This window comes from Paenibacillus sp. GCM10027629, assembly GCF_042676425.1.
Taxonomy (GTDB): Bacteria; Bacillota; Bacilli; order Paenibacillales; family Paenibacillaceae; genus Paenibacillus_K; species Paenibacillus_K terrigena.
The window spans coordinates 100,341-113,920 of record NZ_JBHTGZ010000022.1; the positions used below are offsets into that span (position 1 = coordinate 100,341).

General features: G+C 44.7%; 12 protein-coding genes and 1 pseudogene. 5 read left to right on the forward strand and 8 right to left on the reverse strand.

Annotated elements, in window-relative coordinates; translation table 11 throughout:
* Positions 1–97 precede the first annotated feature (97 nt).
* The 4 genes from ACFQZR_RS28505 to ACFQZR_RS28520 all read left to right on the forward strand — a co-directional run bounded on the left by ACFQZR_RS28505 (position 98) and on the right by ACFQZR_RS28520 (position 3,748).
* Positions 98–934: a MerR family transcriptional regulator gene (locus ACFQZR_RS28505; protein WP_379351680.1), complete on the forward strand. Its 837-nt coding sequence runs from the start codon at positions 98–100 to the stop codon at positions 932–934.
* Between the two features lie 67 nt (positions 935–1,001).
* Positions 1,002–2,141 carry an agmatine deiminase family protein gene (locus ACFQZR_RS28510; RefSeq protein ID WP_379351681.1) on the forward strand — a complete coding sequence of 380 codons (1,140 nt, stop codon included), beginning with the start codon at positions 1,002–1,004 and terminating at the stop codon, positions 2,139–2,141.
* A gap of 223 nt (positions 2,142–2,364) precedes the next feature.
* Entirely contained in the window at positions 2,365–2,715 is a 351-nt protein-coding gene (locus ACFQZR_RS28515; RefSeq protein WP_379351682.1) for a PadR family transcriptional regulator, read from the forward strand.
* Between the two features lies 1 nt (position 2,716).
* Complete coding sequence (locus ACFQZR_RS28520; RefSeq protein ID WP_379351683.1) at positions 2,717–3,748, forward strand: HAAS signaling domain-containing protein; 1,032 nt, start codon at positions 2,717–2,719, stop codon at positions 3,746–3,748.
* Positions 3,749–3,827: 79 nt separating this feature from the next.
* Here ACFQZR_RS28520 and ACFQZR_RS28525 read toward each other — a convergent pair whose 3' ends face one another.
* From ACFQZR_RS28525 to ACFQZR_RS28555, 7 genes and pseudogenes are all read right to left on the reverse strand, one after another.
* Positions 3,828–6,416: an ABC transporter permease gene (locus ACFQZR_RS28525; protein WP_379351684.1), complete on the reverse strand. Its 2,589-nt coding sequence runs from the start codon at positions 6,414–6,416 to the stop codon at positions 3,828–3,830.
* Positions 6,413–7,096 carry an ABC transporter ATP-binding protein gene (locus tag ACFQZR_RS28530; RefSeq protein WP_379351685.1) on the reverse strand — a complete coding sequence of 228 codons (684 nt, stop codon included), beginning with the start codon at positions 7,094–7,096 and terminating at the stop codon, positions 6,413–6,415. Before ACFQZR_RS28530 ends, ACFQZR_RS28525 begins: the two co-directional genes overlap by 4 nt.
* 34 nt (positions 7,097–7,130) lie before the next feature.
* Positions 7,131–8,039, reverse strand: a complete 909-nt coding sequence (locus ACFQZR_RS28535; RefSeq protein ID WP_379351686.1) for a VanZ family protein — start codon at positions 8,037–8,039, stop codon at positions 7,131–7,133.
* Positions 8,040–8,049: 10 nt separating this feature from the next.
* Positions 8,050–8,781, reverse strand: a pseudogene (locus ACFQZR_RS28540) (VanZ family protein); the annotation flags it as partial.
* 101 nt (positions 8,782–8,882) lie between these two features.
* Positions 8,883–9,884, reverse strand: a complete 1,002-nt coding sequence (locus tag ACFQZR_RS28545; protein ID WP_379351687.1) for a sensor histidine kinase — start codon at positions 9,882–9,884, stop codon at positions 8,883–8,885.
* Positions 9,885–10,568: a response regulator transcription factor gene (locus ACFQZR_RS28550; RefSeq protein WP_379351688.1), complete on the reverse strand. Its 684-nt coding sequence runs from the start codon at positions 10,566–10,568 to the stop codon at positions 9,885–9,887.
* A 65-nt stretch (positions 10,569–10,633) separates the two neighbouring features.
* Positions 10,634–11,194: a TetR/AcrR family transcriptional regulator gene (locus tag ACFQZR_RS28555; RefSeq protein WP_379351689.1), complete on the reverse strand. Its 561-nt coding sequence runs from the start codon at positions 11,192–11,194 to the stop codon at positions 10,634–10,636.
* A 142-nt stretch (positions 11,195–11,336) separates the two neighbouring features.
* On the opposite strand from ACFQZR_RS28555, the gene ACFQZR_RS28560 reads away from it, so the two are divergent.
* Positions 11,337–12,269, forward strand: coding sequence for a DsbA family protein (locus ACFQZR_RS28560; RefSeq protein WP_379351690.1), 933 nt, complete (start codon positions 11,337–11,339; stop codon positions 12,267–12,269).
* A 52-nt stretch (positions 12,270–12,321) separates the two neighbouring features.
* Here ACFQZR_RS28560 and trpB read toward each other — a convergent pair whose 3' ends face one another.
* Positions 12,322–13,482: a tryptophan synthase subunit beta gene (trpB, locus tag ACFQZR_RS28565; RefSeq protein WP_379351691.1), complete on the reverse strand. Its 1,161-nt coding sequence runs from the start codon at positions 13,480–13,482 to the stop codon at positions 12,322–12,324.
* Between the last annotated feature and the right edge of the window lie 98 nt (positions 13,483–13,580).

Here is a 13,580-nt window from a genome sequence, read left to right on the forward strand (position 1 = left end):
TTTATTCAGCTTAACGGGTCTATCGGCGAAAAATTGTATGAATCGTATGTATTAGAATAATATAATGGTGAAATACCATACGAAGGAAGAGAGAAATATGTACACGATCAGCAGATTTTCTCAGCTGTGCAAAATGAGTGCACGCATGTTACGACACTATGATAAAGAAGAACTCTTAAAACCAGTACACGTAGATACAACGAACGGGTATAGATATTATGAGAAGAGTCAATTAGAGATGGCATTATGGATCAAGAAACTGAAAGAATATAGATTCTCCCTACCGGAAATTAGAACGATCCTTCAGACATCAGACAGGGATTCAGTTACCGGATTGATGCACTCGAAAATCCGTGAATTATCATATGAGATGAATCAATACAAACAGATTATTGCCGAAATGCAAGAGTTGATTGAATTCAAGGTGGATTTGATTTCAGGAAAAAGAAGATCTTATGATATCCTGCTCGGCATGAGGAACGAGGTCAATGTCCTTAGTCAAAGAGTGCAGATGAATATTAATAACATGGACGAGTATATTGATTCCTTATACGAAAAAGCAGAAGAGAGTAATATTCATTTACTTGGTGTTCCGTCTGCTATTTTTTTCGACGAAGAATATACCCCAGATCACAGCGATATTGAGTTGATGATCGAGATCGTGCAGGGAAATGACGAAGATGCATCATGTGACTGGGAAATAAAAACACTCCCCCAAAAGTTTGTTGCTACGACCTTGCATATCGGAAGTTATGACGATATCGGATACGCGCATATGGCGCTTGAAGAGTGGATAGACAGCAACGGCTACATCTTGAATGGGCCGCCTTATGAAACTTACTTGAAAGGTTCAGAATGTGATTGTCCTGTGGAGGAGTATGTGACACAAGTCTGTTTTCCCATCATCAACAAAAGTAAGACCATAATTGCTTGACCTTGACACAATGTCAAAGCTTATTCTACTACAAGAGAAAGCAACTAGAACTTAAGGAGATTGGGACATGAATAAGATGATTGTATTGTGCACGGGGGTTGTATTAGCAGCCGGAATTTTATTTGGGTGCACGCAAAGCAAAGCTGGCGAGGGCAAAAACATGGAGAAACAAAACGTAGGCAAATACACCATGCCTGATGAGAGCAGCAAGCATGAAGGCACTTGGTTGCAATGGCCCCATAACTTTACCTATGGTAACGGCCATAAAGAAAATCTTGAATCCATTTGGATCGAGATGACAAGCGCTCTAAGCGAAGGGGAAAATGTTCATATTATCGCCTACGATAAATACGAAAAAGAATATATTTATGATCTTCTATATGATGAGGGTATAGATATGGACAAAATCGACTTCTATATTATTCCTACGGACGATGTATGGGCAAGAGATACAGCTCCGATTTTTGTATACGACAAAGGTAAAAATCTTAAACTTATGGATTGGGGCTTTAATGGATGGGGCAAGAAAACGCCGTATAAAAAAGATGCCTCCATTGGGAACAAACTAAGCAAACAGTTGGGTATGGAACGCATCGATCTCAATGAAGTCGTACTTGAAGGTGGCGCATTTGAGTTAGATGGTCATGGTACATTTTTATCAACACGTAGTGCGGTTACGAACAAGAATAGAAATCCTAAATTATCAGAAGCAGAAATTGAAGAAGTGATCGAAGAAAATCTTGGTGTTACGAATTTTATTTGGTTAGATGGTGTACCAGATCTGGATATTACAGATTTCCATATTGATGGTTTTGCTAAGTTTTATAATAAGTCTACACTGATTACAATGAAAAAAGAGGATTTAGAAGAATGGGGCGTCTCCAATAAGGATATTAACACATTAATGAACGCTAAGAATGCCTTTGGCAAGCCTTATCAATATGCGTATTTACCAATTTCCAAAAACAATGTCGTGCTAGATAACGGAAAGAATTTGGGGTACCGAGGTTCATATATCAATTATTACATTGGAAATACCGTTGTATTAGTGCCTAATTATAATGATCCTAATGACAAAATAGCAAACGATGCAATCCAGAAACTATACCCTGATCGTAAGGTTATTGGCATTAACGTGAGAGAACTTTATAAAGATGGCGGTATGATTCATTGCGTTACACAACAGCAACCCGTTAATTTAAAATGATCGCGTTTATTTCTAACATTTGAACTCGAAACTGGCAAGGATTATCGCCCGCATTAGCAATGAAAATATGCTAATCGGGCTTTCTTATTTCCTCCCCCACCGCCTCGAGATGCCAAAGGAGCTAGAGGAATCATCTAAATCCTCGATCATGTGAAATTAATGATACTGTTCCGTTTACAATAGTGTGTGATACACAGTATAATATTTTCCAGGAGCTGATCATATGGCGGATGTAAATGAAACGATAATGGGTTTATTAAGCGAGCTGCGGCGAGGCACGATTGTCATTGGCGTTCTCAGTCAATTGTCCGAACCGCGGTATGGCTATTCTCTCGTACCCTTATTGGAGGAAAAAGGAATCGCCGTTGATCCCGGCACCTTGTACCCCTTGCTTCGCAGACTGGAGAAGCAAGGGCTGCTCGAGAGCAGATGGGATACGAATGAATCGCGCCCCCGTAAATACTATTTGCTCAGCCCGTTCGGGAAGGAAGTATATACGGGACTGTACCAGGAGTGGCGCAAGCTAGTCGCCAGCATGGATGTCGTTTTGACTGATCTTGGAGGAGGAGAGTAGCATGGAAATCATTGACCGTTATATTTATGCGGTGACGCAGCGTCTGCCCGAGCAGCAAAGAGAGGATATTAAACGGGAATTGCAAAGTCTGATTGAAGATATGCTGGAGGAGCGCATACCAACTGGCCAAGCATCAAAAGAGGATATCGAGAGCGTGCTGCTTGAGCTAGGGCCTCCGAATGAGCTGGCCGCCAAGTATCGCGGGTACGAGCGTTACTTGATCGGCCCAATGTTGATCGACGCTTACTTGACTACGCTCAAGATTGTGTTGGCCTCGATTGTCATAGGGATAACCGCTGTTTTCACCATCGAGACATTCCTTTCACATTCGGGGAGCCTAGACCCAGTTACAAGCTACCTGGCCTCTCTCGTTACAGGTGCTGCACAAGGATTCGCTTGGGTCACCGTTATATTCACTTGGATGGAGTATAGGCAGCGGAGAAATATTACCGGTAACGGCAGCAGGAATAAAGCGTGGAAGCCCTCCGATTTGCCGCAGATTCCGGACGCAGAGCTGAAAATCAAAAGGAGAAAGCCAATCTTAGGCATCTTTTTTACCATTGTGGTCATGGTGGTCTGTCTCTATTTGACCGATCTGCTCGGGATTTGGAGGAACCACGATGGCGTGCTCACGACCGTTCCGTTCCTGAACATCGATGTATTCCGACACTACTCACCGCTTCTGTGGATCGTGGCTGCATTTATCATTATGAAGCAAATCGTCCGAATTATTGTGCGTTATAGATCGAGCAAGTTGCTGGTTTTCCATATCGTGATGACAATTATTCCAACGATACTTGTGTGCATCATGCTTGCGGATAAAACGCTATGGAATCCCCATTTCATCCAAGATTTGACTACCTCGAACCTTCTACCCACCGATGGAAATGATTTTAAAACCCTTGTGTCGAACTGGCCCAATGTGAAAGAATGGCTCGTAAATGCCATCGTCGTGCTTGCATTGCTCGATATCATAACCGAGTCCTTTGCCTGGTACCGAGCAAAATCATCGCCCTCTGCAATCATAAAATAAAACCCCACGTATATAGCTGCGTTGAGACTCACCAGAGCGAAACAAGCCCTGACTTCAATCAAGTCAGGGCCTATTGCTATCATATATTCTCTTGCTGTAACGCATCAATAATATTTTCCTTTTTTACTTTCGCGCCGGAGTATAACATGGCGGAACCGACAATGACAAATACGGCAACAATGACAGACAGAATGCTCATCCAAGGGAGGGTGAATCCGTAGCTGAATTTGTTCGAAAATGCTCTATAGATCAGATACATCACGACGAAACTGACGGGAAGCCCGAACAGCAGCGACTTGACCCCATAAAAAACACTTTCATAGTTCATCATTTTCGCAAAGCCTTTTGGCGTCATGCCGACGGATTTCAGCATCGCAAATTCTCGTTTACGAAGAGACACGCCCGTCGAAATCGTATTAAAAATGTTCGCAATGGAAATCGCAGATATTAATACGATAAAACCGTAAGAAAAGACGGACATCAATAGAATCTGTTGCTCTTCGCTTTTCCTGGATTGATATACATTGAAGACATTCAGATTGGTCTCCTGCATCTCTTCGATTTCCTGCTGCGTTCGTAGCGGTTCCGTGCTTTTCAAATGGAGGTACATCTGAACGTTACCAAGATCGTCGTCTGCCAATCGATTCATGACGCGTTCCGACACGATCATATTTAACCCACCTACTTCTATCGGACTCATCCCCATCGGAGCTTGATCCGTCAACGCGGCAACGGTCACTTCGTTTGCCTTCGCTTCTTTTCCATTTTCTTTATAGAAGTTCGTTAACGCGATATGCTCTCCGACATTCGTATAGATGGCCTTCGTCTGGACGTATTTTCCCGTGTCCATATCTTTGTAGTGAATCCTATCCATCACGATCGCGGCGGGATGATCCGGATCCGTAAGCTGCGCGTAATCTGCGCCGACCGCTCTGGCATAGGCTTGCAGGCTCGAATCGTCCAATGCATGAATCTTAATATCGTAAGGGTATTTGCCGTCTTGCAGTAAGCTCTTGTCCTTCTTCACCTTCGCTTGCAATTCATCGGCGATGATCGCTGCATCGACCCAAGCGTTCCCATACATCTCACGAATCACGTTATATTCCGTGACGTCATCCAGGGATATAATCGATTGTATCAACCGGTCGTCTATTATTTTTCCATTGCTGTGCACCACTTCAATATCATAATTGATGCCTTCCCGCGACAGTTCCAGGGATTGTGTCAAGCCGGCCGTAAAAAACGAGACCGTCAGAAATAAAACGATGCTGATGACGAGCGAAAATACGATGGCATGATATCTCCGTTTGTTCCGTTTTAAGTTTTTCAGCCCGATCTCCGCTTCGATCCCGAAGAGCTTGCGAATGAACTTCGACGTTCTCACGGCTTTGGCCGTAAGCTTGACGTCGGTGGTTTGGCGAATCGCGTCCACCGCGGATACCTTGGATGCCTTGATCGCTGGCAGATACGTCGAAATGAAAATCGTTAGCATCGACACAACACAAGTAATCAAGAGCGATAACGGCGTGACGATAAGCGTCAGCTTTTCATTGGTCCATAATGCCCCTTGAATCATAGTATTCATGAACCAAAAAGTGATCCCAATCCCGGCAAGACCGCATAGGATGCCCATGGGAATGCTGATCAAGCCAATGACGACACCTTCAAAAAGCACCGAATTACGCTTCTGCCTTTTCGTTGCCCCCACGCTCGCCAGCATCCCTAAATGGCGGGAACGTTCCGAGACGGATATCGCAAAAGCATTATAGATCAACGACACCGATCCGATCATAATAACCCCCATAATGATCGCCGATAAGAAGAACATCATGCTCGACGAGTCACTACTTTTGGACAAACCGTAATAACGGAGCAAACTGTTATTATATTGGACGGACTCCATATGGTTTTTCTCTGCCAAATCCTCCGCATGAGCGAACAAGAACGGATTGACACGCTGTAACACCACCGACGCATCGACTCGATCGTTTGCCCCGATGATATTGTCATCGACATAGCTAAGGATTGTATACCCCGGGGACCAGGCCATTTCCCCTAAGGGAGTCTTAATGAAGCCTACCACCGTATACTCCCTTGTCTTGATATGCTGCAACGTTTCCTTCACTGAGCCGTCTTCCCTACGCAGCGGTTCAGTCTGATCCAAGGGATGATCGCCCCCTTGTTCGAATCGTTCGCCGACGCGAAGGGTTAGACGATCGCCGATGTCGTACTTCACTTTGGCGTTCGTTGCAACGGCATCGGATATGACGACCTCCTTGTCCGTAAGTGGAAGACGCCCCTTGCTTAGTTCAACCTGAAATTGCGCGAAACCTTGCGCGTCATATGCCTTGATGAACAAGTACGGCTTATTGGGATTTTGCCCCCCTTCTAGTGGGGCAAACCCCAGATCTCTTGCCATCGCGACGGTTTTGGTTGCGTCATCGCCCTGTATCGCCGCATGCTGTTCTTTGGTGACATCTTGATATTGGACATGCCACTCCCCTGTATCCGCGATAGCTTGCTTGATCAATAAATCCGAAAAGGAAAACACAAGCGTAGCGACGGCGGTCACCATGGCAACCGAGATGATGACGCCGATGATGGTTACGAGCGTTCGTCTCTTGTTCTGCTTCAGATGCCGGATGGTTAGCGTGTTAACAATATTCATCGCCTTATCACCTCGTCTTTGGCAATCCTCCCGTCTTCAATTGAAATGATCCTGTCGGCTTGCAAGGCAATTCGTTCGTCGTGCGTAATAACAATCAGCGTCTGCTGATAGGTTTTATTCAACATTTTTAACAAGTCGACGATCTCGCTGCTATTCTTGCTGTCCAGATTCCCGGTCGGCTCGTCGGCCAGCATGATCGCAGGATTGCCGATGAGTGCTCTGCCGATCGAGACCCGTTGCTGTTGTCCGCCGGATAGCTGATTCGGCAGGTGATTTAATCGATGCTGCAAATTCAGCGTATTTACAAGACGATCCAACTGCTTTTGATCTACCTTTTGGTTATCCAGCAAGAGCGGCAGCGTCATATTCTCCTCTACCGTCAGAACGGGAATCAGATTAAAGAATTGGTAGATCAGGCCGATTTGCCTGCGCCTGAAGATGGCCAGCTGCGTTTCGTTCAAGGCATACATATCCGTATCTTCAACATAAACTTTACCGCCAGTCGGCCGATCCACGCCGCCCAGCATATGGAGGAGCGTCGACTTGCCCGATCCGGACGGACCGATAATCGCGACGAATTCGCCTTTCTGGATCGAAAAAGATACATCGTCGAGCGCCTTCACCGCCGATTCGCCTTTGCCGTATATTTTAGACAGATGCTCGATTTTTAAAATTTCCATGGCTATACCTCCTTTTCTTGGGTCTCATTTCACATTATTTCCTTGCGGAAATAGGCGGAGCCGTAAGAGCTAAGTCATTATCTTTTAACTGTACGCGAAAAATATATACAGGTTGAGAAAACCCTTTTGTATCCGTGGCGTGCTCTAAATGATACTCTGTAATGACTAGTGTCTCACCTTCAAATTCTTCACCCGCTCCGAAAGGCCCCATAGGATAAATGTCTCCATGTTTCAATTTTTGAAATGCTTCATTCGGAGAAATAATTTCGACGTCTCGCACTTTTTGACCTTTGGAATCGTAAACAGGCATTGTTTTACCTTCATCACTTAACTCTAGTGATGTTTTTATAGTGACATGGGACATATCCGTTTTCCCATAAGGATCAAATGGCATATTACCAAATTCCTTCATTTGATACGAAATAATTATTCCAAGTGCGACGAAGCTTACTGCAGTAGGTAAGATTAAATATTTGACGATTTGTTTGTATGATCCCTTTTTTTTCAAAATAATAAGAGCTATATTTAATACGCAATACCCTAGCATCATTCCTACGGTATTATGAAGTAAATCGTCTAATTCCGCACTTCCACGACGTGTTATAAATTGAAGCGTTTCAATAAATAAAGATGTTGTCACTGAACTGATTAACATCCATTTTGCTTTTAAAAAAACTTCACTAAATAAAGGCAATAAAATCCCTAACGGAAACAGCATACCTATATTAACAATGATATGAAAAAAAGAATTAAATGAAAATTGATCCCATACTTGTCGATACTCGCTCAGTACATCGAAATCAATTGTTCTTACAAAGATATTCTCTGCTGAACGACCAAATGTGGTAGCCATTATTAAAAGGGAATAATATCCTATTATGAATATAAGTAATATAATTTGTCGTTTCGTAAATTTCTTTTCTCGTTCATTAATAAAATTCATTTTACACCTCTCCATAATTCAAAGAGAGATATATCTCCTCCCTATTGCCCAACGTATATGTGTACGTTTCTTTTTTTTTGCCTTCGACGCTATACGCATGATATCTAGGTTCTACATTTTGACCGTTAATCTTAAGACTGTACCGTTTGGTACCCGTCGATGGATTTCTGTTACTATCTTGCAATTCGTTGATCGCCACAAAGGGGCCGATTTCTTTGGTGAACGTTTGGTCAACCAGCCCGAAGACCCCCCATACCCCAAGCATCAGGACAACACTGTAAATGCCCGTAGCAACCATATTTCTCCAGTCGTTTTTCATACGAAAGCCAAGCTTAAACGCCCCGAATCCGATGGCTGCGCCCGATGCGTTCTGTATGACGTCATTTATATCGAAGCTGCCGAGAAACGTTAGTGCCTGAATCGTCTCCAGCACGAGAATAGATAGGATGAACCATGTCATGAATCGAATAAAGTTGGTCCGATATAGTAGCGGAATCAAGATCCCAAAAGGGATGAAGGCTGCGATGTTCCCGAAACCCACAAAGTCCATCAGCGTAGGATGTAGAAGATCGGATAGACCCGGCAGTCTAAAGAAACCGTCCGGTAAAAAAATAAAGGTGTACTCGGTGATTTGATCTACCTTACCTACTCTACCGAAAGCGAAAAACAGAAAATAAAGAATCAAAAGAGTATAGGATATGGTTATAGCCAACATCATCTTTCGGTGTTGCTTCAATTGCATTGTCTTACCTCCATCGCTTAGCTGATGAATATCATTTTATCTGTCTAAAATGACTTTCCAGTGACGATGGAGGTGACAATTCAGTCACTTACGGCGTGCCGTTAAATCACTTGCTTATAAAATTTAATCCGAAACTGCGTACCCTTCCCGCCGTCGCTCGTTACATCGATCACGCCGTTCTGGCTGGCAATGATGCTGTGAGCCATCGCAAGTCCTATGCCGATGCTTCCTTCGCTGGCGTTCTTTCCTTTGTAAAAACGTTTGAAAATATAAGGCAAATCATCTTTCGGAATTCCTTTGCCGTTGTCTTCAATGACGATCTCCGTAAATAGCGCGTTCTCGGAAAATGCGATGGCGATCGCTCCGCCTTCAGGCGTATGCTCTACGCCGTTCTTCAAAATATTGATGACCGCTTCAGCAGTCCAATTGAAATCGCCGACAAAAGAGACGTCGTCATCGCCCGCGATGGAAACCGACTGTCCCTTTATATCCATCGGAATCAGTACCGGCTCTAATGCCTTTTGGATCAGGTTTTTCATGCGTATTCGATCTTTTTTGAATGGGATGGTCTTCGCGTCAATTTTCGATAGCTTTAGTAAGGAAGAAACCAGCCAATCGATGCGATCAAGCTGGACGCGGATATGATGGGTGAACTCCGATCTCTTGGCCAGAGGCAGGTCAGGGGCGCTTAACAAATCCGCCATCACCGTCATGGAGGTCAGTGGCGTTTTGAGCTGATGTGAAATATCGGAGATGGCATCTGTCAGTTGAATTTTGTCCCGCTGTAATAACGACCGGTGCTCCGATAACATGAGCGTCACTTTGTAAATCTCATTCTTGAGAATGCTCAGCTCGCCCTCTTGATTATCGCGAACGTCAAGGGAATCGTTGCCGTTGCTAATTTCCCGCAAATAGACGGACAGCTTCGCTAGCTCGCGATATCTCCATCCTGTGAATAACATGCTTGTGCCAATAAGCAGCATGGATAGAATGAATACGAGCGCCGCGGCGACAGTCGAAATGAAAGCAGCGGCAACGAGCGCCGCTAAGCTGATCAAGCCCATGAGGAGCACTAATCGTTGAATTTCTCGATTACGCAGCATCTAATCACCAACCTTATAGCCTAAACCGCGTACCGTTTTGATCAATGTCGGATGCCCTGGATCATCCTCCAGCTTTTCCCTCAGCCTTTTGATATACACCGTTAACGTATTATCGTTCACGAAGTCGCCGGCCACGTCCCAGATTTGCTCTAGAAGCTGATTCCTTGTGAGAACTTGTCCAATGTGACTGCCGAAGATCAGCAATAAGCGATATTCCAAGGCAGTGAGGGAAATTTCGGCGCCGTTCTTATGTACTTTGCCTTCCAGCGTATTGATTCGGACATGATCGATGTCGATGATCGCTCTGGCTTGGGATGGCTTCTGGTATCTCCGCAAGACGGACTTGATTCGGGACAGCAGCTCGCGAACTCGAAAAGGTTTGGTAATGTAATCGTCGGCTCCCATGTCGAGCCCCATCACGACATTGACCTCATCGTCGATCACCGTTAAGAAGATGACCGGAATGTCTCGCCGCTCCTTCACCATCTTGCACAATTCATAACCGCTGCCATCCGGAAGCTGTAAATCGAACAAGCATAAAGCGAACTGATCGATGTCATCAGCGAGCACCTTTTTGGCTGAGGCGACATCATGGCAGAGAACGGTTGGATAACCATCTTGCTGCAGCGAATATTCCAGTCCCGACGCGATCGTCTTATCATCCTCGACTAATAAAATTTTCATATGCAGATCATCCTTACGATTGGAATAAATTCATTCTTCATCTTAGTTTCGACATGATAGCAGCCTTACACGTGTTCAATCCCAGACATCAGAAAAGGAATGGCCGACTTAATAAATGCTTCCGGCGATGATTCGTTACAATTCCTCCTCCACTCTACAGAAGCGCCATAAATGCCCCAACTTAAAATGACAGCTGTAATCTTAAGAGATTCATTCTCTTCAATTGTATGTTGTTTTCGCAACATGCCATAGAAAATGATTTCGAGTTGCTCCCTAATAATGCGGGCGATGGTCTCATCGTATCCTCTATGACACCGACTGGACAATGCTCTTTGAAAATCCGTTATGGCCACGAAAATATCAATAATCGATGCTTCATTTAGTTCGCTTTTCTCGAAATCGATGACGTTCAAATTAATCAATAATACTTCCGATAATGATTTGTCGAGCAAGTCATATATATCTTCAAAATGATAATAGAACGTTGCACGATTAATCTTAGCCTCTGTTGTAATATCCTTAACGGTAATATCCTTGAACTCTTTTTTACCTGAAAGTTCAATAAAAGAGTCCATGATTAACTTACGAGTTCGTAAAACTCGGGGATCTGTCTTTGATTGCGTCATATCATGTCCCTCCGACTTTTTAAACAATTGTATCAATGTGTTGCATAAACGACAAATGGACTGATCTATTGGTGTTCCGATCGATTGATTATGGCTAGAATTTGATTGTAAGGCAACAATCATGGGAAATGAGGATAAACGAATGGCGAACGATAATCATATGATTTGTGATTTAGAAACTGGTGTATGTGGCGTAGCTGGGGAAGAAGAAATGGAGATGATCGATTTTAATCAACCCCAAAAATCCATTGAATTATATTATGTAACGGATCCAATCTGCTCTCACTGCTGGGCGCTTGAACCTGTTCTTCGTCGATTCAAAGAGCAGTATGGACACTATTTTAACTTTCATACGGTAATGGGCGGGTTGCTGGAAAAATGGAGTGATGAGCCTGTCGACCCCCGTAACGGAATATCAGGACCTGCTGACGTCTTCGGCCACTGGAGAGAGGTTGGAGAATATTCGCGCATGCCGATTGACGGCTCACTGATGCTCGACAATCCGGTCCAATCCTCCTACCCGCCTTCTCGTGTATTTAAAGTGATTCAAAAAAATCATAACGATGCATTAGCCTATGATTACTTAAGACGATCACGAGAAGATCTCTTCGTATTTAATCGAAATATCGCCGATGAATCCATCATGATAGACATCGTAAATCAACTTGGACTTGATGGAGAAGCTATTGTCAGGGATGCCGAACACCAAACCGGCCAACAATTATTGAATGAAGATTTTAGTCTCGCTAGAAGCCTTGGCGTTAGAGGTTTCCCGTCGATCATTATGATCAACGCTGAAAATAAAGGATTGAAAATCGTAGGTAGTCGTCCATTTGAGTCCTATGTTGAGGGCCTACAGCAAATTCTAAATACGGAAGAAATACAACCGAAACAACAACCATCCCTTTCGAACTTGCTTGAAAAAGAAAAGCTATTATTTTCTAAAGAAATTGAAGTTATGTATGATATTGAAAAGTCGGAAATCAACGCTTTTGTTGAAAAAGAACTTTCACCAAGCAGCTATCAAGTGAAGGAACTTCTAGGGGAATCCTATTTTACAACCACGAAATCATAATGGAGAAAAGGCCGCCAGATCAACTACTGGCGGCCACAGCACTTTTCAATTATTATTTGAGCATTTGATACACTTGTTCAACATCCTTGTCCCCACGGCCAGACAGGTTCACGATGAGAATTTGGCCCCGACCCATTGTAGGCGCTAGCTTCTTGGCGTATGCAACTGCATGCGCACTCTCTAGGGCAGGGATGATCCCCTCCGTGCGGGACAGCTCCTGGAAGGCTTCCAGCACTTCCTCATTGGTGACGGTCGCATATTCGGCCCTTCCTGTCACCTTCAGGTGGCTATGCTCCGGCCCGATGCCCGGATAGTCGAGCCCTGCGGCGATCGAATAGGTCTTTTGCGGCTGGCCCTCCTCGTCTAGCAGCACTAAGCACTTGAAGCCGTGAATGATGCTGGGGACACCTTGGGTCAAGCTCGGCGCTTTGTCGGGCTCGACGCCAATCAAGCGGACGCTCGGCTCGTCGATGTAGTGTGCGAATGCGCCAATCGCATTGCTGCCGCCGCCTGCGCAGGCCACCACCACATCCGGCAGACGGCCTTCCTTCTCGACAATCTGCTGTTTCGACTCTTCGCTGATGACGGCCTGGAAGTGCTTAACCATCGTCGGGAACGGGTGTGGTCCAACCGCGGATCCGAGCAAATAAAACGTATTTTTATAGTTGCGAACCAGATCGTCTAACGCTTCATCCACCGCATCCTTCAGTCGTCCCTGTCCTTTGTGAACCGGAATGACGGTTGCGCCGAGCAGTTCCATCCGGAACACGTTAAGCGCCTGGCGGCGCGTATCTTCAGCTCCCATGTAAATGACGCAATCCATATTAAACATGGCGCAGGCCGTTGCCGTAGCGACACCGTGCTGCCCGGCTCCTGTCTCAGCGATAATCCGCTTAGCTCCCATCCGCTTCGCGAGCAGAATCTGGCCAATCGCGTTGTTAATCTTATGCGCACCAGTATGATTCAGGTCCTCGCGCTTTAAGTAGATTTTAGGGCCTCCCCAAGCTTCGGACAGCCGCTCCGCATACGTTAGCGGGCTCTGGCGACCAACATATTCGCGCAGGTAATAGCTAAGCTCTTCCTTAAAGTCCGGGTCGTCTCGAAACTTGTAAAATTGCTCACTCAAATAGTTCAGCACTTCCTGCAATTCCGGTGGTACAAAGCTGCCTCCGAACTCTCCGAAGTACCCCTCTTGCTGCAATTGTTGGTCCATAAGTATACGCCTCCATAACTATGAATTGGTAATCTTTGCATACTATATTACCATGAAATCCAGCTTCTGATGAGCATAAACCATTCAAAAATGAAAGA

Excerpts from the sequence above, each read along its gene's own strand:
- ACFQZR_RS28545 (WP_379351687.1), bottom strand. The coding sequence starts at position 9,884 with ATGCTGCGTAATCGAGAAATTCAACGATTAGTGCTCCTCATGGGCTTG.
- ACFQZR_RS28515 (WP_379351682.1), top strand. The coding sequence starts at position 2,365 with ATGGCGGATGTAAATGAAACGATAATGGGTTTATTAAGCGAGCTGCGG.
- ACFQZR_RS28510 (WP_379351681.1), top strand. The coding sequence starts at position 1,002 with ATGAATAAGATGATTGTATTGTGCACGGGGGTTGTATTAGCAGCCGGA.
- ACFQZR_RS28520 (WP_379351683.1), top strand. The coding sequence starts at position 2,717 with ATGGAAATCATTGACCGTTATATTTATGCGGTGACGCAGCGTCTGCCC.
- ACFQZR_RS28550 (WP_379351688.1), bottom strand. The coding sequence starts at position 10,568 with ATGAAAATTTTATTAGTCGAGGATGATAAGACGATCGCGTCGGGACTG.
- ACFQZR_RS28535 (WP_379351686.1), bottom strand. The coding sequence starts at position 8,039 with ATGAATTTTATTAATGAACGAGAAAAGAAATTTACGAAACGACAAATT.
- ACFQZR_RS28555 (WP_379351689.1), bottom strand. The coding sequence starts at position 11,194 with ATGACGCAATCAAAGACAGATCCCCGAGTTTTACGAACTCGTAAGTTA.
- ACFQZR_RS28525 (WP_379351684.1), bottom strand. The coding sequence starts at position 6,416 with ATGAATATTGTTAACACGCTAACCATCCGGCATCTGAAGCAGAACAAG.
- trpB (WP_379351691.1), bottom strand. The coding sequence starts at position 13,482 with ATGGACCAACAATTGCAGCAAGAGGGGTACTTCGGAGAGTTCGGAGGC.
- ACFQZR_RS28505 (WP_379351680.1), top strand. The coding sequence starts at position 98 with ATGTACACGATCAGCAGATTTTCTCAGCTGTGCAAAATGAGTGCACGC.
- ACFQZR_RS28560 (WP_379351690.1), top strand. The coding sequence starts at position 11,337 with ATGGCGAACGATAATCATATGATTTGTGATTTAGAAACTGGTGTATGT.
- ACFQZR_RS28530 (WP_379351685.1), bottom strand. The coding sequence starts at position 7,096 with ATGGAAATTTTAAAAATCGAGCATCTGTCTAAAATATACGGCAAAGGC.